This is a genomic window from Methylopila musalis, assembly GCF_042679725.1.
Lineage (GTDB): Bacteria > Pseudomonadota > Alphaproteobacteria > Rhizobiales > Methylopilaceae > Methylopila > Methylopila musalis.
This window is the reverse complement of record NZ_JBHTMX010000010.1, coordinates 17,575-38,855: the sequence shown is the minus strand read 5'-3', so window position 1 is coordinate 38,855 and position 21,281 is coordinate 17,575. Positions and strand designations below refer to the sequence as shown.

Below are 21,281 nucleotides of genomic sequence, written 5' to 3'. Positions count from 1 at the left end.
CTCGGTCCACGGCGGGGCGCTGCGGCTGGAGCCCGGCTTCGACGGCGAGCACGCCGACCGGCTCGACGGGCTCGGCTACCGGGTGGAGGTCGCCGATCTAAGCGACGGCCCGGCGGCCGGACTGGTGATCCTCCAGGCCTCGGGCCGGGCGGAGGCGGCCGCGGACCCCCGCGTCGGAGCGGCCGCGCGGGGCCGATGATCGGCCGCGGCGGTTTCCTTTCCGGCCCGGCGGGTCTATCTAGCGGCGCCGGACGGAACTCTGCGGCAGGGCCATGGACGTCATTCTCACCAACGCCCGGCTGGCGCTCGACCATGAGGTCGTCGTCGGCACGCTGGTCCATCGCGATGGCGTCATCCGCGACGTCTCCGAGGGCCGCTCCCATGCGGCGGGCGCGATCGATCTCGACGGCGACCTGCTGGCGCCGGGCCTGATCGAGGTCCACACCGACAACATGGAGAAGCACTTTCTCCCGCGCCCCGGCGTGATCTGGCCGAACCCGCTCGCGGCCGCGCTCGCCCACGACGCCCAGATGGCGGCGGCGGGCGTCACCACCGTCTACGACGCGGTCTGCGCCGGCGGCTACGACGGCGGGCAGGACCACCGCCGCGCCATCTTCGACCAGATGATCGACGCGGTGGAGCAGGGCGTGGCGCGCGGCCTGTTCCGCATCGACCACCGGCTGCATCTGCGCTGCGAGCTGACCGACGCCGACCTGATCGAGGTGCTGGAGCCGCGGGTGGGCTCGCCGCTGCTGGCGCTCGCCTCGCTGATGGACCACACGCCCGGCCAGCGTCAGTGGCGCAATCTGGACGACCTGCGCCGCTTCATGACCGGCAACGGCCTGACCCGCGACGGCGCGGACGATCTGCTGCGCCAGCGCATGGAGGTGGGGCGCGCCAATGTGGCGGCGAACCGGCCGGCGGCGGCGGCGCTGCTGAGGTCGCGGGGCGTGGCGCTGGCGAGCCACGACGACACCACTGTCGAGGACGTGGCCGAGGCGAGGGACGACGGCTGCTCCATCTCCGAGTTCCCGACCACCCGCGAGGCCGCGCGCGCGGCGACCGACGCCGGCCTCGCCACCATCGCGGGCGCGCCGAACGTGGTGCGCGGCGGCTCCCATTCCGGCGGCGTGGCGGCGGGGGATCTGGCGGAGGAGGGGCTGCTCGACGCCCTGTCCTCGGACTATGTGCCGTCGAGCCTGTTGCAGGCCGTGGAGCGGCTCGGGCGCGGCGACGACGCCCGGCTCGCCACGGCGATCGGCTACGTCACGTCGGGCCCGGCGGACATGCTGGGCCTGACCGACCGTGGCCGGCTGAAACCCGGCCTCCGGGCCGACCTGATCCGTGTGGCGTTCGCCGGCGGCGCGCCCGTGGTGCGCGAAGCGACCGTCGCCGGACGGAGGGTGATGTGACCGCCCGTTACGCCATCTACTACGCGCCCGCGCCCGAAAGCCCGCTGTGGTCCTTCGGATCGGGCGTGCTGGGCTACGACGCCGCCTCGGGCGTCTCGGCGCCGGTGATCGCGCCGGACGGGATCGCGCCGGCCGAATGGGCCGTCATGACCGCGGCCCCCCGCCGCTACGGCTTCCACGCCACGCTGAAGGCGCCGTTCCATCTGCGCGACGGCGTGACCGAGGACGACCTGGTGGCCGCCGGGCGCGCCTTCGCCGCGACGCGCGCCGCCTTCGCGCTGCCCGAGCTGGAGCTGACGCGGCTCGGCGCCTTCGTGGCGCTGCAGCCGAAGGAGCGTTCGTCCGGGCTCGACGATCTGGCCTCGGCCTGCGTGGAGGCGTTCGAGCCGTTCCGCGCCGCCCCGGACGCCGACGAGCGCGCAAGGCGGCTGGAGACCCCGCTGACCGAGCGACAGCAGTCGTCGCTGGCGCGCTGGGGCTACCCTTACGTATTCGAGGACTTTCACTTCCACATGACGCTCGCCGGGCCGGTGGCGGACGGGGTCGCGCCGCTGGTGACGAAGGGCCTGACGCGGCTCTACGCCGACCATGTGGCCTTCGCCACCATCCGGGTCGAGGCCGTTTCGCTGTTCGTGGAGGACGCGCCGGGGCGCGGCTTCCGCATCGTCGACCGTTTCGTGTTCGCGGGCTGAGCGGCGCCGCCGCCTTTCGGCCGCGTTGGGGCGCGACAAGGCGGCGGGCTTCGTAGAGGATGACCGCATGAGCCGACGCCGAATCGCCCTCGCCGGTGTTGTCGCCGCAGCGCTTGCGCCGGCGCCCGCCCTCGCGCACCCGCACGTCTGGGTCACGGCCCGCAGCGAGATCGTCTACGGGCCGGACGGGCGCATGAGCGCCATCCGCCACGCCTGGACCTTCGACGAGATGTTCGCCTCCTTCGCGACCCAGGGGCTCGACGCCGACGGCGACGGCAAGCTGACCCGCGAGGAGCTGGCGCCGCTGGCGGAGGTCAACGTCACCTCGCTGAAGGAGTTCGGCTTCTTCACCTTCTCCAAGAACGGCGAGACCAAGGTCGTGTTCGGCGATCCGGTGGACTACTGGCTGGAGATGAACGGCAAGGATCTGACCCTGCACTTCACCCTGCCGGTGAAGGCGGCGGCCCCGGAGAAGGGCGTGTCCCTGAAGGTCGAGGTCTACGATCCGACCTATTTCGTGTCGTTCGAGTTCGCCAAGGAGCATCCGGCCAAGCTGGTGGACGCGCCGGCGGGCTGCGGGCTGGACTTCGAGCGGCCGAAGCCCGCGAACGAGGAGACCAGCAAGAAGCTGTCGGAGAGCTTCTTCACCGGCCTGTCGCCGGGCGCCAATTTCGGCGCCCGATTCTCGAACGCCATCTCCGTGTCCTGCCGCTGACCGTGGGCGGGATCGCGCGCAGCCGGCTCGCGCCGGCGCTCGGCCTCGCGCTGCTGCTGGGCGCCTTCGCGGTGGCCTGGGCGCGGGAGGGGCGATGACGCGCCCGTCCCCGCCCGCTCTTTCCTGACGCGGACCGTCTCCAATGCCGATCATGGGTGATCTCGCCCAGCATTTCCTGCTGGCCTTCTCGGCGCTGTTTTCGATCGTCAACCCGATCGGCGGCGCGCTGATCTTCGCGCAGGTCGCCGCCGGCCGCACGCCGGCCCAGCGCCGGGAGCTCGCGGAGCGCATCGGCGTCTACGCCGCCTTCGTGATGATCGGGGCGCTGTGGATCGGCGTCTATGTGCTGAACTTCTTCGGCGTGACGCTGGACGCGCTGCGCATCGCCGGCGGGCTGGTGGTGGCGGCGAACGGCTGGCAGCTGCTCTCCGCCCCGGAGCAGCACGCGGAGCGCAAGCTGTCGGAAGCCGACGAGGCCCGCGAGGCCCCGCCGGACGTGGCCTTCTTCCCGCTCACCATGCCGCTGACCACGGGGCCGGGCACGATCTCGGTCGCGATCGCGCTCGGCGCCAACCGGCCCACCGCCGACGCCGCCTTCTTCGCTTACGCCACGGGCGTGACGCTCGCCGCGGCGGCGCTGGCGGCGATGATCTTCGTCTGCTACCGCTCCGCCGACCGCATCGTTTCGCTGCTCGGCGGAACGCGGGCGCAGGTGGTTCAGCGGCTGTCCGCCTTTCTTTTGCTCTGCATCGGGGCGCAGATCACCATCAGCGGCGTGACCGACGCCCTGCGGCACGCGGGGTTCACGCCGCACTAGACCGCCGGCTCCCGGCCCAGCGAAGGACGACCCACGGCATGGCGACGACACTGGCGCGCGCCCTCATCCGCAGCCTTGTCTGCCTTCTGTGCCTGACCGCGGCGGCGCCGGCCTTCGCCGCCCCCCGGCCGGCGTTCTCGCTCGCGGCGCCCGCCGTCGCGGATGACAACGACCGCGACAAGAGCTGCCGTCAGGGCGCGCGCACCAAGGCCTTCGGCTGGCTGCTGGTGGATTACGGGCTCGCCACGGCCAAATACGTGATCGGCCTGTTCCTGATCCCGGTCGGGCTGCTGCTGGTCTGCGTCGGGGTGGTGGTGGAGATCGTGGAGGCGGTGGCCTGCGGCTGAGGCGCCGTCAGGCCGTCCGGCGCGCCTCGCCGGCGACGCCTTCGGTCGCGCCCTCCACCAGCGGCCGCCACAGCACACGACGCGGGTCCACCGGCCCGGGCAGCGCCACCCGGCCGTTCGGCACCCGCGAGAAGCCGACCCGCGCGTAATAGGGCTCGTCGCCCACCAGCATCACCAGCCGATGGCCGCCAAGCTCCGCCGCCTTCAGCGAGGTCTGGAGCAGGGCGAGGCCGATGCCCTTGGAGCGGAAGGCGGGATCGACCACCAGCGGGCCGAGCAGCAGCGCTGGCGCGTCGCCGATCAGGATCGGCGTCAGTCGGTTGGAGCCCACCAGCAGCGTGCCCACCCGCGCGGTGAACGACAGGTCCGGCGCAGCGTTCACGCCCTCCCGCAGCCGATAGGCCGAACGGGCGAAGCGGCCCGGTCCGAAGGCGCGCTCGTGCAGATGGTCGATGGCGGCGACGTCGCCGGGCTGCTCGTGAAGGATGGTGAGAGGCAGGGAGGTCATGGGCGCCTGAGACTGTCGGTGGTCGGTCCGTCGGGTCGGCCGGGCGGCGCCATGGGGGCTTCGTCCGCTCAGCCGCGCGTCGTCGCCGCGCCGCATCGGGCGCGGACGGGGATACGTCGTCGGAGAGGGAGCGGGCGAAGCGTGACCATCAGGGCCGAGCGCGTACCACGCCGCATGGCCTCCCGCAAAGCGGCGAAACGCGCGGGGCCGCCCTATATGCCGGGCCCGAACGACGATGGAGGGACGGATGGGCTTGCTCGTGGACGGCGTCTGGCGCGACCAATGGTACGACACCGCCAAGACCGGCGGCCGGTTCGAGCGGCAGGCCTCGCGGTTCCGCAACTGGGTCACCGCCGACGGCGCGGCCGGCCCCTCCGGCGACGGCGGCTTCAAGGCGGAAGCGGGGCGCTACCATCTCTATGTCTCGCTCGCCTGCCCCTGGGCGCACCGCGCGCTGATCTTCCGCAGGCTGAAGCGGCTCGAGGACCTGATCTCGGTCTCGGTGGTGGACCCGCGCATGGGCGAGGACGGCTGGGTGTTCGGCGACTTCCCCGAAGCCACTCCGGACCCGGTTAACGGCGCCGCGAAGCTCTACGAGGTCTATCTCAAGGCCGACCCCGAGGCGACCACGCGCGTGACCGTGCCGGTGCTGTGGGACCGGGAGCGGGAGACCATCGTCTCCAACGAAAGCGCGGAGATCATCCGCATGTTCAACGCGGCCTTCGACGGGCTGACCGGCGACGGGCAGGACTTCTACCCCGCCCCGCTCCGGGCGCGGATCGACGCGCTCAACGAGGGGATCTACGACCGGGTCAACAACGGGGTCTACAAGGCCGGCTTCGCCACCACCCAGGAGGCCTATGGCGAGGCGTTCGACGCCCTGTTCGCGGAGCTCGACGCGCTGGACGACCGGCTCGGCGGCTCGCGCTACCTGACCGGACCGACGGTGACCGAGGCGGACTGGCGGCTCTTCACCACGCTGGTCCGGTTCGACGCCGTCTATCACGGTCACTTCAAATGCAACCTCCGGCGCATCGCCGACTACCCGCACCTGTCCGGTTATCTGCGCGAGCTTTACCAGTGGCCGGGGGTCGCGGACACGGTGAACTTCGCCCATATCAAGACGCATTATTACTGGTCGCACACCACGATCAACCCGACGCGGATCGTGCCCAAGGGACCGGAGCTTGACCTCGACCGGCCCCATGGCCGCGAGGGCGTCGGCTGATCCGCGGAAGACCTTGCGAAAACGCATGCCCGTCATCCGGGCGCCCGGCTGGTCAATCGCCGGGCGTTCCGCCTATATGCGCGGCAGGAGAAGACTGAAGCGCCCCCGGACGGGGCGTGGCTCTCCCTCTGGTGATCTGATGTTTCGGCTGTTTTCGTTCCGCCCGCGCGAGGTTTCGCAGGCGGAGTCCTCCTGGCGCAAAGCCTTCCGCGCGCCCCATGGCGGCGCTCTGGCCGCGCTGATGACCTTCTCTCGCGACTGATTTTTCAAAACCTTCGCTTTTGACACGCCGGCCCCGCTCCTCGCGCGGCCGGCGTTTTCATGCGCGAACGTCATCCCCTTTCCATGCGTCATCGGCTATAAGGCCGCCGTGACCGTACTCGCCCATCTTTCCGATCCGCATCTCGGCCCCCTGCCCCGTTTCACCGCGCTGGAGATGATGTCCAAGCGCGGGCTCGGCGCCATCAACTGGTACCGCCGCCGCCGCCGCTGGCACGACATGGCGGTGCTGGACCAGATCGTCGCCGACGTGGTGGACGAGGAGCCGGACGCCATCGCCGTCACCGGCGACCTGACCAATCTCGGGCTCGAGGCGGAGTTCCTGCCGGCCGCGGCCTTCCTGGGCCGGCTCGGCCCGGCCGCGAAGGTCGCCGCCATCCCCGGCAACCACGACGCCTATGTGCGCCGCATCGTCGGCGCGCCGAGCCGGGTCTGGTCGTCGCACATGGGCTGCGACGACGGCGGAGCGGGCTTCCCTTACGTGCGTCGCCACGGGCTGATCGCGCTGGTCGGCCTGTCCTCAGCGGTGGCGACCGCGCCGCTCGCCGCGACCGGCGAGGTGGGGCCGGCCCAGCGCGCGGCGCTCGGGCCCCTGCTGCGCCGGCTGAAGGCGGAGGGGCTGTTCCGGGTGGTGATGGTGCATCATCCCGTGGCGGAGGACGGCACGCCCTGGCTGCGCCGCCTGCGGGACGCGCCCGAACTGCGCGCCCTGCTCGCGGCGGAAGGCGCGGAGCTCGTGCTCCACGGCCACAACCACGAGCCCGCGCGCCACGCGGTCGCGGGGCCGGAGCGTCCGATCCCGGTGATCGCGGTGCCGTCCTGCTCGGCCGGGCCCACCAGCCACGAGCCGCCTGCCGCCTACAATCTTTACGAGGTCAGCGGCGGACCGGGCGCCTGGATCTGCGAGGGCGTGACCCGCGGCCTGACGCCGGACGGGACCATCGCCGAGACCGACCGCTTTCAGGTGACCTGACCCCGCCGGATCAGCGCGCCACCGGCAGCACACCCTTGGCGACCGCGATCATCAGGGCCACCACCACGACCGTGCCGATCGCCCCGCCGGCGACGAAGGCGAGCACCGTCGCCACGAAACGCGCCAGCCCGCTCCGTTCGGGCGTGCCGGCCTTTTCGGGCTTCACGGCCGCGGTCGTTATGGCCGCCGCCGGGGCTGCGGCGCCGGCGGTCGGCGTTCGGTCCGATGTCTCTGGCGCGGAAGCCTGTTCGAGCCCGCTCGCCAGCAGGCGCTCCCGCTCCACGATGCGGCGGGCCACATAGTCCGTCACCGCCTGGACGATGGGCTCCACCTCCTCGCTTTCGGCGGCGACCACGCGGCCGTTCCGCCCGTCGCGCAGGAAGCGGTAGAGCCTGCGGTCGCGGCCCATCTCGACGAAGGACACCATGTCGACGAACAGGCGCGGCCGGTCTCCCGGCACGAGCCCGATGTCGAACAGGTCCGCCTCGGGCGGAATGGCCGCGAACACCGGGTCGAGCGCCTCCTTCAGGATTTCGAGGCGGCCGAGATCGGCCCGCCGCAGCTCCATCAGCGCGTCGCCGTGGTCGGCGGATTCCGCCCGCGCGCGGCGAAGCGCCTCGCGCAGCGCCCCCGTGCCCGCGGGGCGGGACGGAGACAGCGGCGAGCGCGGCGGCTCGGCGTCGTGGGACGGATCAGACATGGCCCGACGATAGCCCGCGTCAGGCCTCGATCACAACGAGCAGATCCTTGGCGTCCACCGGCGATCCCGGCGACACCAGAACCTCCTTCACCACGCCGCCCGTCTCGGCGTGGATCGAGGTCTCCATCTTCATGGCCTCGATGGAGAGCACCACGTCGCCGGCCTCGATGGTCTGGCCGACCTTGGCCGACACGGTGGAGACGACGCCCGGCATGGGGGCCGCCACATGGCCGGGGTTGCTCTCCTCCGCCTTGCGGCGCGCCTCGCGGGCGGCGGCGGAGCGGTTCGGCACCTTGATGATGCGCGGCTGACCGTTCAGCTCGAAGAAGACCTTCACCTGGCCCTCCTCGTCGGTCTCGCCGACGCCGAGATTGCGGATCACCAGCGTCTTGCCGCGCTCGATTTCGACCGGGGTCTCGTTCCCGGCCCCAAGCCCATAGAAATAGATCGGCGTCGGCAGCGCGGAGACCGGGCCGTACTTCTTCTCGGCCTGGGCGTAGTCCACGAACACCTTGGGATACATCAGGTAGGAGGCGAGATCGAAGTCGTCCGGCTCGCGTTCGATCTTCTTCCCAAGCTCCGCCCGCGCGGCGTCGAAGTCCACCGGCGGGATCAGCTCGCCGGCGCGGCCCTCGATCGGCGCCTCGCCCTTCAGCACCTTGGCCTGGATGCCCTTGGGGAAGCCGCCCGGCGGCTGGCTGAGCTCGCCCTTCATGAGCTGCACCACGCTTTCCGGGAAGGCCACCTCCACCGCGGGGTTCTCCACGTCGGCGCGGGTGAGCCCGGCGGAGACCATGGAGAGCGCCATGTCGCCCACCACCTTGGAGGTGGGCGTCACCTTCACGATGTCGCCGAACATGTCGTTCACGTCGCGATAGGTGCGCGCCACCTCGTTCCAGCGGGTGTCGAGGCCCATGGCGCGGGCCTGCTCCTTGAGGTTGGTGAACTGGCCGCCCGGCATTTCGTGCAGATACACTTCCGAGGCCGGCGCCAGCAGGTCGTTCTCGAAGGCGGCGTATTGCGCGCGGGCCTGCTCCCAGTAGAGCGAGATCGCGCGGATGGCGTCGAGATCGAGCCCGGTGTCACGCTCGGAGCCCTTGAGCGCCGCCACGATGGAGCCGAGGCAGGGCTGGGAGGTCATGCCGGAGAAGGCGTCCATGGCGGCGTCCACCGCGTCCACCCCCGCCTCCACCGCGGCGAGCACGGTGGCGCCGGCGATGCCGGACGTGTCGTGGGTGTGCAGATGCAGCGGAAGGCCAGTCTCCTCCCGCAGCGTCGTCACCAGCAGCTTCGCCGCGGCGGGCTTCAGCAGGCCCGCCATGTCCTTCAGGCACAGCACATGGGCGCCGGCCTTCTCCAGCTGCTTCGCCAGATCGACGTAGTATTTCAGGTCGTACTTGGCCCGCGACGGGTCGAGCACGTCGCCGGTGTAGCAGATCGCCGCCTCGCAGATTTTGCCGGCGTCGATGATCGCGTCCATGCTGACGCGCATGTTCTCGACCCAGTTCAGGCAGTCGAACACCCGGAACAGGTCCACGCCGCCCTTCGCCGCCTGGGCGATGAAGAAGGCGACCGCGTTGTCCGGATAGTTGGCGTAGCCGACGCCGTTCGAGCCGCGCACGAGGCACTGCAGCAGCAGGTTCGGCGCGCCCTCGCGGATGCGCGCGAGGCGCTCCCATGGGTCTTCGGTCAGGAAGCGCATGGCCACGTCGAAGGTGGCGCCGCCCCAGCATTCGAGGCTGAGAAGCTGCGGCAGACCGGAGGCGTAGGACGGCGCGGAGGCCGCGATGTCGAAGCTGCGCACCCGGGTCGCGAGCAGCGACTGGTGCGCGTCGCGCATGGTGGTGTCGGTGACGAGCACGCGGGGCTCGGCCCGCATCCATTCGCCGAACGCCTTGGGGCCGAGCGCCTCCAGACGCTGGCGCGAGCCGTTGACCGGCGCCCCGAACGCCGGCGCGGCCGGCTCGGGCAGGCCGTCCTTGGGCTTCGCCCGGCCCTTGGCCTCAGGATGGCCGTTGACGGTGACGTCGGCGATGTAGGTCAGCAGCCGGGTCGCGCGGTCCTGCCGCTTCTCGAAGGCGAACAGCTCCGGCGTCTCGTCGATGAAGCGGGTGATGGTCTCGCCCGTCACGAAGGTCGGGTGCCGCACCACGTTCTCGAGGAAGGCCAGGTTGGTGGCGACGCCGCGGATGCGGTACTCGCTGATGGCGCGCTGCATGCGCAGGCACGCCTCCTCCGCGGTCGGCGCCCAGGCGGTCACCTTCTCCAGCATCGGGTCGTAGAAGCGGGTGATGACGGCGCCCGAATAGGCGGTGCCGCCGTCCACCCGGATGCCGAAGCCCATGGCGCCGCGATAGGCGGTGATGCGGCCGTAGTCCGGAATGAAGTTGTCTTCCGGGTTCTCGGTGGTGATCCGGCACTGCAGGGCGTGGCCGTTCAGCCGGATGTCGCCCTGCGCCGGCACGCCCGACTCCGGCGTCCCGATCGCCGCGCCCTCGATGACGCGAATCTGCGCCTTCACGATGTCGACGCCCGTGACCACCTCGGTCACGGTGTGCTCCACCTGGATGCGCGGATTGACCTCGATGAAGTAGAATTCGCCGCTGTCGGCGTCCATCAGGAACTCGACCGTGCCGGCGCCGAGATAGTCGGTGGCGCGGGCGATCTTCAGGCCGCTCTCGCACAGCTCCGCGCGGCGGGCCACGTCGAGATAGGGCGCGGGCGCCCGCTCCACCACCTTCTGGTTGCGCCGCTGCACCGAACAGTCGCGCTCGAACAGATGAACGGTGTTGCCGTGCCGGTCGCCGAGAACCTGCACCTCCACATGGCGGGCGCGCTCGACGAGCTTTTCGAGATAGACCTCGTCCTTGCCGAAGGCGGCCTTGGCCTCGCGCTTGGCGTTGACGACCTCGCCCTGCAGCTTGTCCAGATCGCGGATGACGCGCATGCCGCGGCCGCCGCCGCCCCAGGAGGCCTTGAGCATCACCGGCAGGCCGATCTCCTCGGCGGCCTTGCGGATCGCAGCCGGATCGTCCGGCAGCGGCGGGGTCGCCGGCATCACCGGCACGCCCACGCTGATGGCGAGGTTGCGCGCCGCCACCTTGTTGCCAAGCTTGCGCATGGTGTCGGGCGAGGGCCCGATGAACAGAATGCCGGCCTCGGCGCAGGCTTCGGCGAATTCGGGGCTCTCCGACAGGAAGCCGTAGCCCGGATGGATGGCGTCGACCTCGGCCTCCGTCGCGACGCGGATCACCTCGGGGATCGAGAGATAGGCATCGAGCGGCCCCATGCCGCGCCCGACCTGATAGGCCTCGTCCGCCTTGAAGCGGTGGAGCGAGAGCTTGTCCTCCTCCGCGTAGATCGCGACCGTGCGGATGCCGAGCTCCGACGCGGCCCGGAACACGCGGATCGCGATCTCCGAGCGGTTGGCGACCAGCAGCTTCCGGATCTTGCGAGGCTCGGCGCGAAGCGATTCGTGCGTCATGGGAACAGCGTCTCCGGAGAGGGCGCGCCCTGACCGGCGGCGCGGCCAGAAGGCTTGGACGGACGGCGGCGCGAGGAAGCAGACGCCCTGCAGCGCCACTAAGCCCGACCAAAGTCTATGTCAAAGCCGCCCGTCGCCGCGCGTCAAGGCGCGACGCTCAATTCCCCACCGCAGGCGTGGGCGAGGCCGGCGCGGCGGAGGACAGCCCCTCCTCGGCGCGCGGGGCCGCTGGCTTCGGCGCGGGAGTGGAAGGCTTGGAGGCGATCCGCTTGGTGGTGCGCAGCGCCTCGCCGCCATAGGCGAGCGCCACCAGCACCAGCGCGCCTATGAGTGAGAACGCCACCTGCACCGGCCAGCCGTGGCCGAACCAGTCGAACACGCCGTGGCTCATGGCCGCGAACACGGTGGAGATGACGAACAGCGGCAGGCTCTTGCGGCCGATCAGCACCATGGCGCGCCCGAAGGCGCTGCGGCCGAGCCAACTTTCCCGCCGCACCAGCAGCGAGGCGAGATGGGCCATGGCCACGAAGTGCAGCAGGCGCACCGGCGAGGCGTTGGCCTTGTCGGCGATGTCGGTCAGGAAGCGCAGCGGCCGCCACTCGTAGAGCCCGAGCGTCGCCCAGGGCGCGGCGGCGATGAAGCCCACGATCACCACCGTCACCGACAGGGCGATCGTCGCCGGCGCCGCCAGAAGGTCCCGGAACCAGCGCTCGTCGCGGGCGAGGAAGGTGGCGAAGCCCGCCAGGAACACCGCCTGCCAGGCGAAAGGATTGAAGGTCCAGAGCCGGGTGTCGGGATAGGACGACAGCGTCGCGCCCGAGAACCGCGCCCAGATCCAGACGCCGACCGCGAAGGCCACGTAGAACGTCCAGCGGTCGCGGAAGCCCGCGAACAGCACGCCGATCAGCAGCGTCAGGATGATGTAGAGCGGCAGGATGTCGAGCAGCGGCGGCAGGTAGCCGAGCGTCGCGAGCTTGGGCAGCACCGTCTCCGTCGCCACCAGGAACGGACGGATGAACAGGTCCCGCTCCATCACGCTGGAGCCGGCGTATTCCCGGTAGAGCACCGCGAGCGTGGCGATGACCACGAAGGCCGCGATGTGGTGCAGGTAGAGCGTGAAGGCCCGGCCGAAGGCGTAAGGCACCGCCATCACCGGCCGGTCGAGGAACTTGCCGACGAACATGCTCGCCATGGCGAAGCCGGACAGGAACACGAACAGCTCGGCGGAATCCGACAGGCCGACATATTTCGTCGTGAACCAGCTCATGACGTTGTCGACGGAGTGGTTCCAGAAGATGAACACGATCGCGAGACCGCGCCAGAAGTCGATGCGCCAGTCGCGCGACGACACCGGCGCCGCGCCGGACGGATGCTTCACGCTTGAGACGCTTCGACCGCCCTGCACCCTTCGCGCCTCCCCGATGGCCATGATCCGCCCGCGGCGCGAATCGATCCGCCGCAGGACGCCATAGAACGCATGGAATGCGGCGAAGGTTTCGTCGAACCGCCGCGCGCGTCAAATCGCCCCCGAACCGGGGGTCTTGGGCGCCCGCGGATCAGACGATCGGACGCGGCGCGATCGGGGCCTCGAAATAGCGCGCGAAGCGGCCGACGCCGCGGGGATTGGCGACGGTGAGCCGCCCGTCCGCCACCGTGAACAGGCCGGAGGTCCGCAGGCGGGCCAGCGTCTTGTTGGTGTGCACCAGCGACAGGCCGAGCGCGTCGGCGAGGTGCTGCTGGGTGAGCGGGAAGTCCATGACCCCGTCGCGCACGCCGCCCAGCAGGTCCATGCGCTTGTAGAGGCTCGCCACCAGCGCCACGATCCGCTCCGCCGCGTTGCGGCGGCCGACGGTGAGCAGGTTCTCGTCGACGATCGACTGGGCCTGGGCGCCGAGCCAGGTTACGTCATAGGCCACTTCCGGCATGCGCTCGTAGAGCCGCCAGAGCTTTCTGCGGGGAATAACGCACAGCTCCGCATCCGTCAGCGCCGCCACGCCGTAATAAGACTTCTCGAACAATGCGGCCTGAAGCCCGATCAGGTCGCCCGGCAGCGCGAAATTCAGGATCTGCCTCCGGCCGTCGTTCAGCTCCTTGTAGCGGAACAGCCAGCCGGAGAAGACCGTGTAGAGTTCGGCGTTGGACTGCTCGGGAAGGATGACGTCGGCGCCGGCGGAGACGCGCACATGATCGCTTTTCAGCTCTTCGAGCAGCGCGACTTCCTTGTCGCTTTTCGAATGGAACGCCGGCTTCACGCGGAGCGGGCAATGGGAACAGCGAACATACATCGTCTGGGCGCGGTGCTGAGACTTGGGAGGAATGCGAGTCGGAGGATAAAGATCATCCCGGCGCCCCCGAACGCTACGTCAAAACACATAGATATCGCCAGTCTTAGGCGTTAAATCCGTTGACCATGACGCTCTTCCCCACCCCCGACCCGGCGTCGCCCCAACCCGCATCCCTGTTCGCCGCGGCGACCGCCTCGCTCGCGCTGGCGCCGGACGACTACGGCGCCATCGCCCGCTGCGACGTGCCCATGTGCGTGGCGGACGCCTCCGGCGACATGCCGATCGTGTTCGCCAACCCGGCCTTCCTCGCGCTCACCGGCTATGATGAGCGTGACGTGCTGGGACGCAACTGCCGTTTTCTGCAGGGCCCTTCCACGGAGCCGGACGCGGCGGAGAAGTTCCGACGCGGCTTCGCGGGCGGGAAGCCGTTCCAGGTGACGCTGCTGAACCATCGCAGCGACGGCACGCCGTTCTGCAACGAGGTCTTCGTCTCCCCCATCCGGGACGCGACCGGCGCGATTGTCCGCTTCATCGGCATGCAGGTCAGCTCCCGCTCGCTGGACGCGGAGGCCGCGAGCCTCGGCGCGCTGCGCCATCATTTCCGCAACCAGCTCCAGACGATGACGAGCTTCGTCAGCCTGCTCGGCCAGCGCATGGCGCCGGGAGAGGGCCGCGACGCGTTCGAGGACGTGCGGGTGCGGTTCGAATCCATGGCCGCCGCCCAGTCGGAGGCGCCGGCGGACGCGGGCGAGATGGTGCGGGCGGACATCATCCTCGCGCGGGTCGTCGAGCGGGCGCTGCAGATCTACGATCCCAACCGCCGGCACACGGTCCGGATCGAGACCTCCCCGCTGCTCGCCTCCGGGCGGCGGACCACGCTGCTGGCGCAGGCGCTGACCGAGATCGTGATCGACCTCGCCCGCAACGGCATGGCGACCGCCGACGGCGCGGACGCCTCCGTCACCGTTGGCGCCACGCCGGACGGCGGCTGCCGGCTCGCCGCCGCCTGCGCCGCGCCCGGACGGGAGCCCGCGAGCGGCTCCACGGAGCTTGGCCTCGCCATCGCCCAGAGCCTCGCCCGCAGCGCCGGCGGAACCTTCGAGCGACGCGTCGGGGCGCGCTACGCCATCGATATCCGGCTTCCGGCGGAGAACGATCTGCGTTGACAATGGCGGGCAGACCTTGCCCAGTTCCCCCGCCGCTCCATTTCCGATCCGCCAGCGGAAATTCCCGGCCCGGTTGACCTCGCGTTTCGGAATCACAGCCTCATGGCGCTCGCCGACACCATCGCCCCTCACCTGCCCTTCCTCCGCCGTTACGCGCGCGCCCTCACGGGCCGACAGGACAGCGGCGACGCCTATGTCGCGGCCGTGCTCAAGGCGCTGATCGCCGATCCCAGCATCTTCCCGCCGGACGTCGCGCCCCGCGTCGGGCTCTACGCCATCTTCTCGCGCATCTGGTCGTCGGTCGCCCTCAACGTGGAGACCGGGCTCGAAGCCGCCCATTCCGAGCGCACCATCGAGGCGCTGACGCCCCGCTCCCGGCAGGTGTTCCTGCTGGTGTCGGTGGAGGGCTTCACCCCGAGCGAAGTGTCCCAGATCCTGAACCTGTCGGCGGACGAGGTGTCCCGCGCCATCGACGAGGCCGGACGCGAGATCGCCGAGCAGGTCGCGACCGACGTGCTGGTGATCGAGGACGAGCCGATCATCGCCATGGACCTCTCCAAGCTTGTGGAAGGCCTCGGCCATCGGGTCGTCGGCGTGGCGCGCACCCACACCGAGGCGGTGGCGCTTGCGGCCAAGACCAAGCCCGGCCTGGTGCTGGCCGACATCCAGCTCGCCGACGGCAGCTCGGGTCTCGAGGCCGTGCAGGAGATGCTGCCGCAGCTCGAGGTGCCGGTGATCTTCATCACCGCCTATCCGGAGCGGCTGCTGAGCGGCATGCGCCCGGAGCCGGTGTTCCTCGTCACCAAGCCGTTCCAGGCCTCCACCGTAAAGGCCATCGTCAGCCAGGCGCTGTTCTTCGGGGCCCGTGCGCGCGCCGCCACGCACTGACCCACGCCTGACGCCTGTCTTCCAGAGCCCCCGGCGCCTCGCGGCCCGGGGGCTTTTTCGCGTCCGCCTTTCGGGCGTCGGCGGGGCTTGAAACTTTCCGGCGCACACCGCGTTGACGCTTCAAAGCCAGAAGGCGAAGTCGCCGGCGGACAACGCCGGGATCAAGGGCAGGCGGCGGACACGCGAACGACAGGCGCGGTCCGGAACGGGTTCAGGAACGGACGACCTCCCGGAAACGTGTCCGGCGAGGCGGTGGGTTCCCGAGGCCGTTGGGTGGGCGAAGGACGTCGGTCCCGAGCTTGCCGGCCTGTGCCCACAGGACGCGAGGCAGAAGCATGGCCTATGTCACTCACGGTTCCTACCGCCCCTATCGCGTGTCGCGCGTGAACGCTGCGCCGCTCTCGTCGGGGGCCGTCGTCGCGGCGCTCGCCACCGCCGCCGCGGCGCTGCTCATCATGGCGCTGGCGTTCGACGTCGGCGCGACCGTCTCCAGCGGCAAGGGCGACCGGCTCGCCGCGCCGACCGTCGCCGCAGCGTCGTCGACGGCCGCGCCCGGCGCTTATGTCCACGACGTCGGCCAGCGGACCACCACGGTCGCCCGCGACGCGACCATTCCGCTCAGCCCCCAGTCTCCGCTTGCGAACGCTGCGGAATGAGCGTCGTTAAATCGTCAAGAAGCGGTTCGGTCCCATTGTATGAGGTGCGAACGCTCCGCGCCGCGGAATGGACTGGCCACGCCCAGCTCGCGCGCTATCTGAGGGTGCGCCGGCCGAAGTTGGGCGTCGCGCAGAAGGTGGGACATGACTGAGCGTAAACCCGACGCCTCCAGCATCGACGTGGACATTCAGGCGCATATCGGCCGGCAGCTTCGCGCAGGCTATATGGACGTGCTGAACCAGCCGGTGCCGGACCGTTTTCTGGACCTGCTCGCGGAGCTCGACCGCAAGCAGCAGTCGGTCGAAGCGCCCGCCGACGGCGACACGGATGATCTCCTGACCAACGGTGCTCAATGACCGACGCCCCGCCCCCGCGGGCGCCGCGCGACGAGCTTCTCGTCCATATTCCGAGCCTTCGCGCCTTCGCGGTCTCGCTGTCCGGACAGATCGACCGGGCCGACGACCTGGTGCAGGAGACCCTCGTCAAGGCTTGGCGCAACCTCGGCAGCTTCACCGAGGGCACCAACATGCGCGCATGGCTCTTCACCATCCTGCGAAACGTCTACATCTCCGACATCCGGCGCCGTAAGCGCGAGGTGCAGGACACCGACGGCATGTTCGCCGAACGAGTCTCCGTGCCGCCGCAGCAGAACGGCCACATGGACCTCGCGGACTTCCAGAAGGCGCTGTCCAGTCTGCCGGACGAGCAGCGCGAGGCGCTGATCCTGATCGGCGCGGCGGAGTTCTCCTATGAAGAGGCGGCCGAGATCGCCAACTGCGCCGTCGGAACGGTCAAGAGCCGGGTCAACCGCGCCCGCAACGCGCTCACCCGCAAACTGAACCTCGACGTGAACGACATCGGGCTCGAGCCCGCGCTGCGCGCGGCGCTCGGCTCGGGACCGTCGTGATGCGCCGCGCGCAAGCTTCGGCGAGGCGGCCGCTTCGGCGAGGGTGACGCGTGCTGAAGACGCTGCGCGCCAATGTGGCGCTCCTACTTATCGCCGCGAACCTGCCCGTCATCGCGCTCGCGGTGTGGCTCGGGGTGCGCGACTTCCAGGCCGCCGACCTGACCGACCGCGACCGGCTGGTGCAGGCGGCGGAGCTGGTGGCCGCCCGCGCCGCGACCTATGGCGCGACTCCGGGCCCGCTGTCGGACGAAGCGGTCAGGGCGATCTTCCAGGACCGGGGCTCGCGGGCGCGGATCGGCGTGGCGCTGGTCGGGCCGTCCGGCGAGATCCGCGCCGAAGAGGCGCAGCCGCAGTTTGGCCGCGCCTTTCTTCCGCGCGAGGGGCTGCCCGACAAGCGGCTGCCGGATGACGACCGCATCCTGAAGGGCCGCGGCGCGGACGGCAAAGCCTACCGCTACGCCGTCTCCGAGGTCGCGAACAGCGACGCCAGGGTGGTGGCCGCAACCCCCTTCGACTTCATGGGCCGCAGCCAGACCCAGTGGCTTCTGCTAACGCTTGGCCTTCCCGCCCTGATGACGCTGCTCTGCGTCGGCCTCGTGCTGTTCGGCATCGAGCGCTACGTGCTGCGCTGGATCCGGCTGCTGCGCGAGACGGCGGAGGCCTATCACGGCGGCCGGCTCGACGTGAGCGCCGCCCGGCTGGACGAGGCGCCGGCGGAGCTGGCGCGGCTCGGCGCGGCGCTCGACGGCATGTCCCAGCGGGTGCACGAGCGCTCCGGCGAACTAGAGGCGGCGGTCGTGGCGCGCGACACGCTGCTGCGCGAGCTTCACCACCGGGTGAAGAACAACTTCCAGATGATCGCGAGCCTGCTCGCCCTGCAACGTCAGGAGGCGCCGCAGTCGCTGTCCGCCGTGCTGCGCGCGCCTGAGGACCGGGTGCGCGCCATGGCCGCCGCCTACAAGGCCTCCTACGCCAGCGGCGAGATCGGCCATGTGGAGGTGGGCGCGCTGATCCGCGACGTGGCCGTGCAGGCGCGCGACGTGGGCGCGGGCCGTTCGTTCGACGTGGACGTCGAGGCGGAGGAGCGGGTCGGCGAGGTCGATCTCGACCGGGGCGTCTCGCTCGCCTTGCTGCTCACCGAGCTTCTGAACGCGGCGAGCGCGGCGGCGACCTCGGCTTCCGTCTCCGCGAAAGCGGACGACGAGGGCCGCGCCGTCATCTGCGTGTCGACGCCGGTTCCGTCCTGGCGGCCCGAAAGCGGCCTGCCCATGCGCCTGATCCGCGCCTATGGCGACCAGCTCGGCAGCCCGATCGAGGACGATGGCGCGGGCGCGATCTGCTTCCGGGTCGCGCTCACCTTCGACAAGCCCGCCATCGGCATGAAGCCGCCCGCCGCGCGCTGAGACGCGATGCGCCTTGCGGGCGCCGTGGCCCGCGGCTTATGACCCTCGCCCATGGCTCCTCCTCCCCTTCTTCTCCTCAAGGACATCCGCCTCACCTTCGGCGGCCACCCCCTGCTCGACGGCGCCGAGATCGCGGTGTCGGCCGGCGAGCGGCTCGGCCTCGTCGGCCGCAACGGCTCGGGCAAGTCCACCCTGCTCAAGATCGCCGCGGGGCTGGTGGAGGCGGACGACGGCTCCCGCTTCGTGCAGCCGGGCGCCACCATCCGCTACCTGCCGCAGGAGCCGGACCTGTCCGGCTTCGCCACCACCCGCGCCTATGTGGAGGCGGGCCTCGCCCCCGGCGACGACGGCCACCGCGCGGTCTACCTGCTGGAATCGCTCGGCCTCACCGGCGACGAGGACCCCAAAACCCTGTCAGGCGGCGAGGGGCGGCGCGCCGCGCTCGCCCGCACGCTCGCGCCCGAGCCGGACATCCTGCTGCTGGACGAGCCCACCAACCATCTGGACCTGCCGGCGATCGAGTGGCTGGAGGCGGAGCTGCGGTCCTCCCGCTCGGCGCTGGTGCTCATCAGCCATGACCGGCGGTTCCTGGAGAACCTGACCCGCGCCACGCTGTGGCTCGACCGCGGCCGCACCCGCAAGCTCGACCGGGGTTTTGGCGCGTTCGAGGCCTGGCGCGACGAGACGCTGGCGCAGGAGGAGCTGGATCGGCACAAGCTCGACCGGCAGATCGAGCGCGAGAAGGACTGGCTGCGCTACGGCGTCACCGCGCGGCGCAAGCGCAACATGGGCCGCATGCGCGCGCTCGACGATCTGCGCGCCAAGCGCAAGTCCCAGCGCGGGCCGCAGGGCAGCGTGCGGCTCACCGTGTCCGAGGGCGAGACCTCCGGCGCGCTGGTGATCGAGGCCAAGACCGTCTCCAAGGCCTTCGACGGCCGGACCATCGTGAGCGACTTCTCCACCCGCATCGCGCGGGGCGACCGCATCGGGCTCGTGGGCGCCAACGGCGCGGGCAAGACCACGCTGCTCAACCTGCTGACCGGCGCGCTGGCGCCGGACTCCGGCGTGGTGCGGGTCGGCTCCAACGTGGAGATCGCGACGCTCGACCAGAAGCGCGCCAGCCTCGACCCGTCCACGACGTTGCGCGACGCGCTCACCCACGGCCGGGGCGACACGGTGGAGGTGGGCGGCCAGACCAAGCACGTGGTGTCCTACATGAAGGACTTCCTGTTCGGTCCCGAACAGGCGGGCTCGCCCCTGTCCGCGCTGTCGGGCGGCGAGCGCGGCCGGCTGCTGCTGGCCCGCGCGCTGGCGCAGCCCTCGAACCTGCTGGTACTGGACGAGCCGACCAACGATCTCGACCTCGAGACGCTGGACCTGCTGCAGGAGATGATCGCCGACTATCCCGGCACGGTCATCCTCGTCAGCCACGACCGCGACTTCCTCGACCGCACCGTGAACGCGGTGATCGCCTCGGAGGGTCAGGGCCGCTGGCAGGACTACGCCGGCGGCTACGCCGACATGGCCGCCCAGCGCGGCCGCGGCGTGGACGCCCGCCCCTCGGCGAAGGGCGAGGCGAAGCCGAAATCCGCCGGCGCCGGCCAGCCCGCCGCCGCGGCTCCAAAGCGCAAGCTCTCCTTCAAGGACCAGCACGCGCTGGACACCCTGCCCGCCCGGATCGAGACGCTGGAGGGGGAGATCGCCAAACTCGCGGCCAAGCTCGCCGACCCGCAGCTCTACGCCAAAGACCCGAAGGCCTTCGCCAGGACGTCGGACGACCTCGCCAAGGCGGAGGCCGAGAAAGCCGCCTCCGAGGAGCGCTGGCTGGAGCTCGAAATGCTGCGGGAGGAGCTGGCGGGGTGAGCCCGGCGACGCGGAGCCGTCTTCGGTCGCAGGATGTTTGGCTACGGCCGCGCTGTCCGTCGCGGCGGGACCTGCGGAGCGTCGTTCTGCGCCACCCCCACGACGCCCCATGCCCCTGATCCCCGTCACCGACCCCGACGACCCTTGTCTCGCGCCCTACCGCGCCGTGCGAGAGCGCGACGTGGTGGGCCATGGCGAGCGGTTCGTGGCCGAGGGCGAGGTGGTGCTCAGGCTGCTGGTGGAGGGCGGGCGCGGCGCCGGGCCGCGCTTTACGACCGAGAGCGCGCTGATCGCCGAGGCCCGCGTCGCCGCGCTGTCGGAGCTCTTATCGGCGCTGCCGGGGCACGTTCCGGTCTATGTGGCCGGGCGGGAGGTGATGGACGCGGTGGTGGGCTTCCCCATCCACCGCGGCGTGCTCGCCATCGGGCGGCGGCCCGCGCCCGAGACGGCGGCCGGCCTGCTCGCCCGCCTGCCGGAGCGGGCGCTGGTGGTGGCGCTGTCGGGGGTTTCCAACCACGACAATGTGGGCGGCATCTTCCGCAACGCCGCCGCCTTCGGCGCCGACGCGGTGCTGCTGGACGGCGCCTGCTGCGATCCGCTCTACCGCAAGGCGATCCGGGTCTCGGTCGGCGCGAGCCTGGTGCTGCCCTTCGCCCGCGGCGGCTCCGGGGCCGCCCTGCTCGACGCGCTCGACGGCGCGGGCTTCGACACGCTGGCGCTGAGCCCCGCCGGCGCGCAGGAGCTTGGGGACGCGGCGCTCGCCGACCGCACGGCGCTGCTGCTCGGCGCCGAGGGGCCAGGCCTTTCCGCCGACCTGATGGCGCGGGCGACAACCGTGCGGATCGCCATGGCGGGCGGGTTCGACAGCCTGAACGTGGCCACCACCAGCGGCATCGCGCTCTACGCCGCGACCCGCTCCCGCCTGACCGGCGCCTGAAGCCGGGCCGCCGGCGTCAC

The 21,281-nt window shown here is 71.0% G+C and carries 21 protein-coding genes; 16 read left to right on the top strand and 5 right to left on the bottom strand.

Going from position 1 to position 21,281, the window contains the following annotated elements; genetic code table 11:
• The 6 genes from ACFQ4O_RS03145 to ACFQ4O_RS03120 form a co-directional block, all read left to right on the top strand.
• Window positions 1-199, top strand: a 199-nt coding sequence (locus ACFQ4O_RS03145; protein ID WP_378774187.1) for a hypothetical protein, incomplete at its 5' end; no start/stop codon positions are given.
• Window positions 200-272: 73 nt separating this feature from the next.
• Window positions 273-1,412: an alpha-D-ribose 1-methylphosphonate 5-triphosphate diphosphatase gene (locus ACFQ4O_RS03140; protein WP_378774186.1), complete on the top strand. Its 1,140-nt coding sequence runs from the start codon at window positions 273-275 to the stop codon at window positions 1,410-1,412.
• Window positions 1,409-2,104 (top strand): DUF1045 domain-containing protein, encoded by a 696-nt coding sequence (locus ACFQ4O_RS03135; RefSeq protein WP_378774185.1) that lies wholly within the window; start codon window positions 1,409-1,411, stop codon window positions 2,102-2,104. The genes ACFQ4O_RS03140 and ACFQ4O_RS03135 overlap by 4 nt, the downstream gene beginning before the upstream one ends.
• Window positions 2,105-2,171: 67 nt before the next feature.
• Window positions 2,172-2,819, top strand: coding sequence for a DUF1007 family protein (locus tag ACFQ4O_RS03130; RefSeq protein ID WP_378774184.1), 648 nt, complete (start codon window positions 2,172-2,174; stop codon window positions 2,817-2,819).
• A 142-nt stretch (window positions 2,820-2,961) separates the two neighbouring features.
• Window positions 2,962-3,636: a MarC family protein gene (locus ACFQ4O_RS03125; RefSeq protein WP_378774183.1), complete on the top strand. Its 675-nt coding sequence runs from the start codon at window positions 2,962-2,964 to the stop codon at window positions 3,634-3,636.
• A gap of 38 nt (window positions 3,637-3,674) precedes the next feature.
• On the top strand, window positions 3,675-3,983 hold the full coding sequence (locus ACFQ4O_RS03120; protein ID WP_378774181.1) for a hypothetical protein: 309 nt from the start codon (window positions 3,675-3,677) through the stop codon (window positions 3,981-3,983).
• Window positions 3,984-3,990: 7 nt separating this feature from the next.
• Here ACFQ4O_RS03120 and ACFQ4O_RS03115 read toward each other — a convergent pair whose 3' ends face one another.
• Window positions 3,991-4,491, bottom strand: a complete 501-nt coding sequence (locus tag ACFQ4O_RS03115; RefSeq protein WP_378774180.1) for a GNAT family N-acetyltransferase — start codon at window positions 4,489-4,491, stop codon at window positions 3,991-3,993.
• 247 nt (window positions 4,492-4,738) lie between these two features.
• Here ACFQ4O_RS03115 and ACFQ4O_RS03110 point away from each other — a divergent pair, with 247 nt between their 5' ends.
• Window positions 4,739-5,719: a glutathione S-transferase family protein gene (locus ACFQ4O_RS03110; protein ID WP_378774179.1), complete on the top strand. Its 981-nt coding sequence runs from the start codon at window positions 4,739-4,741 to the stop codon at window positions 5,717-5,719.
• A 370-nt stretch (window positions 5,720-6,089) separates the two neighbouring features.
• Complete coding sequence (locus tag ACFQ4O_RS03105) at window positions 6,090-6,971, top strand: metallophosphoesterase family protein (RefSeq protein ID WP_378774178.1); 882 nt, start codon at window positions 6,090-6,092, stop codon at window positions 6,969-6,971.
• A gap of 10 nt (window positions 6,972-6,981) precedes the next feature.
• On the opposite strand, the gene ACFQ4O_RS03100 is transcribed toward ACFQ4O_RS03105, so the two are convergent.
• The 4 genes from ACFQ4O_RS03100 to ACFQ4O_RS03085 all read right to left on the bottom strand — a co-directional run bounded on the left by ACFQ4O_RS03100 (window position 6,982) and on the right by ACFQ4O_RS03085 (window position 13,407).
• Window positions 6,982-7,671: a hypothetical protein gene (locus ACFQ4O_RS03100; RefSeq protein ID WP_378774177.1), complete on the bottom strand. Its 690-nt coding sequence runs from the start codon at window positions 7,669-7,671 to the stop codon at window positions 6,982-6,984.
• A 19-nt stretch (window positions 7,672-7,690) separates the two neighbouring features.
• On the bottom strand, window positions 7,691-11,155 hold the full coding sequence (pyc, locus tag ACFQ4O_RS03095; protein ID WP_378774176.1) for a pyruvate carboxylase: 3,465 nt from the start codon (window positions 11,153-11,155) through the stop codon (window positions 7,691-7,693).
• Between the two features lie 157 nt (window positions 11,156-11,312).
• Window positions 11,313-12,533: an OpgC family protein gene (locus ACFQ4O_RS03090; RefSeq protein ID WP_378774175.1), complete on the bottom strand. Its 1,221-nt coding sequence runs from the start codon at window positions 12,531-12,533 to the stop codon at window positions 11,313-11,315.
• A gap of 178 nt (window positions 12,534-12,711) precedes the next feature.
• Window positions 12,712-13,407, bottom strand: a complete 696-nt coding sequence (locus ACFQ4O_RS03085) for a Crp/Fnr family transcriptional regulator (protein ID WP_378774174.1) — start codon at window positions 13,405-13,407, stop codon at window positions 12,712-12,714.
• Window positions 13,408-13,565: 158 nt separating this feature from the next.
• Here ACFQ4O_RS03085 and ACFQ4O_RS03080 point away from each other — a divergent pair, with 158 nt between their 5' ends.
• The 8 genes from ACFQ4O_RS03080 (at window position 13,566) to ACFQ4O_RS03045 (ending at window position 21,261) form a co-directional block, all read left to right on the top strand.
• Window positions 13,566-14,606 (top strand): PAS domain-containing protein, encoded by a 1,041-nt coding sequence (locus ACFQ4O_RS03080; RefSeq protein WP_378774189.1) that lies wholly within the window; start codon window positions 13,566-13,568, stop codon window positions 14,604-14,606.
• Window positions 14,607-14,708: 102 nt separating this feature from the next.
• The gene (locus ACFQ4O_RS03075) at window positions 14,709-15,494 is read left to right on the top strand and encodes a response regulator (RefSeq protein WP_378774173.1); all 786 of its coding nucleotides are present in this window, start codon (window positions 14,709-14,711) and stop codon (window positions 15,492-15,494) included.
• 335 nt (window positions 15,495-15,829) lie between these two features.
• Complete coding sequence (locus tag ACFQ4O_RS03070; protein WP_378774172.1) at window positions 15,830-16,150, top strand: hypothetical protein; 321 nt, start codon at window positions 15,830-15,832, stop codon at window positions 16,148-16,150.
• Between the two features lie 144 nt (window positions 16,151-16,294).
• Entirely contained in the window at window positions 16,295-16,507 is a 213-nt protein-coding gene (locus tag ACFQ4O_RS03065) for a NepR family anti-sigma factor (RefSeq protein WP_378774171.1), read from the top strand.
• Window positions 16,504-17,058, top strand: coding sequence for a sigma-70 family RNA polymerase sigma factor (locus ACFQ4O_RS03060; RefSeq protein ID WP_378774170.1), 555 nt, complete (start codon window positions 16,504-16,506; stop codon window positions 17,056-17,058). Before ACFQ4O_RS03065 ends, ACFQ4O_RS03060 begins: the two co-directional genes overlap by 4 nt.
• Window positions 17,059-17,108: 50 nt before the next feature.
• Window positions 17,109-18,461, top strand: coding sequence for a histidine kinase dimerization/phosphoacceptor domain -containing protein (locus ACFQ4O_RS03055; RefSeq protein WP_378774169.1), 1,353 nt, complete (start codon window positions 17,109-17,111; stop codon window positions 18,459-18,461).
• Between the two features lie 51 nt (window positions 18,462-18,512).
• Window positions 18,513-20,324, top strand: a complete 1,812-nt coding sequence (locus ACFQ4O_RS03050; RefSeq protein ID WP_378774168.1) for an ABC-F family ATP-binding cassette domain-containing protein — start codon at window positions 18,513-18,515, stop codon at window positions 20,322-20,324.
• 109 nt (window positions 20,325-20,433) lie between these two features.
• A complete protein-coding gene (locus ACFQ4O_RS03045; protein ID WP_378774167.1) occupies window positions 20,434-21,261 on the top strand; it encodes a TrmH family RNA methyltransferase in 828 nt (275 codons plus the stop codon).
• The last annotated feature ends 20 nt before the right edge of the window (window positions 21,262-21,281 follow it).

Excerpts from the sequence above, each read along its gene's own strand:
- ACFQ4O_RS03140 (WP_378774186.1), top strand. The coding sequence starts at position 273 with ATGGACGTCATTCTCACCAACGCCCGGCTGGCGCTCGACCATGAGGTC.
- ACFQ4O_RS03130 (WP_378774184.1), top strand. The coding sequence starts at position 2,172 with ATGAGCCGACGCCGAATCGCCCTCGCCGGTGTTGTCGCCGCAGCGCTT.
- ACFQ4O_RS03125 (WP_378774183.1), top strand. The coding sequence starts at position 2,962 with ATGCCGATCATGGGTGATCTCGCCCAGCATTTCCTGCTGGCCTTCTCG.
- ACFQ4O_RS03120 (WP_378774181.1), top strand. The coding sequence starts at position 3,675 with ATGGCGACGACACTGGCGCGCGCCCTCATCCGCAGCCTTGTCTGCCTT.
- ACFQ4O_RS03115 (WP_378774180.1), bottom strand. The coding sequence starts at position 4,491 with ATGACCTCCCTGCCTCTCACCATCCTTCACGAGCAGCCCGGCGACGTC.
- ACFQ4O_RS03110 (WP_378774179.1), top strand. The coding sequence starts at position 4,739 with ATGGGCTTGCTCGTGGACGGCGTCTGGCGCGACCAATGGTACGACACC.
- ACFQ4O_RS03100 (WP_378774177.1), bottom strand. The coding sequence starts at position 7,671 with ATGTCTGATCCGTCCCACGACGCCGAGCCGCCGCGCTCGCCGCTGTCT.
- pyc (WP_378774176.1), bottom strand. The coding sequence starts at position 11,155 with ATGACGCACGAATCGCTTCGCGCCGAGCCTCGCAAGATCCGGAAGCTG.
- ACFQ4O_RS03080 (WP_378774189.1), top strand. The coding sequence starts at position 13,566 with ATGACGCTCTTCCCCACCCCCGACCCGGCGTCGCCCCAACCCGCATCC.
- ACFQ4O_RS03075 (WP_378774173.1), top strand. The coding sequence starts at position 14,709 with ATGGCGCTCGCCGACACCATCGCCCCTCACCTGCCCTTCCTCCGCCGT.
- ACFQ4O_RS03070 (WP_378774172.1), top strand. The coding sequence starts at position 15,830 with ATGGCCTATGTCACTCACGGTTCCTACCGCCCCTATCGCGTGTCGCGC.
- ACFQ4O_RS03065 (WP_378774171.1), top strand. The coding sequence starts at position 16,295 with ATGACTGAGCGTAAACCCGACGCCTCCAGCATCGACGTGGACATTCAG.
- ACFQ4O_RS03060 (WP_378774170.1), top strand. The coding sequence starts at position 16,504 with ATGACCGACGCCCCGCCCCCGCGGGCGCCGCGCGACGAGCTTCTCGTC.
- ACFQ4O_RS03050 (WP_378774168.1), top strand. The coding sequence starts at position 18,513 with ATGGCTCCTCCTCCCCTTCTTCTCCTCAAGGACATCCGCCTCACCTTC.
- ACFQ4O_RS03045 (WP_378774167.1), top strand. The coding sequence starts at position 20,434 with ATGCCCCTGATCCCCGTCACCGACCCCGACGACCCTTGTCTCGCGCCC.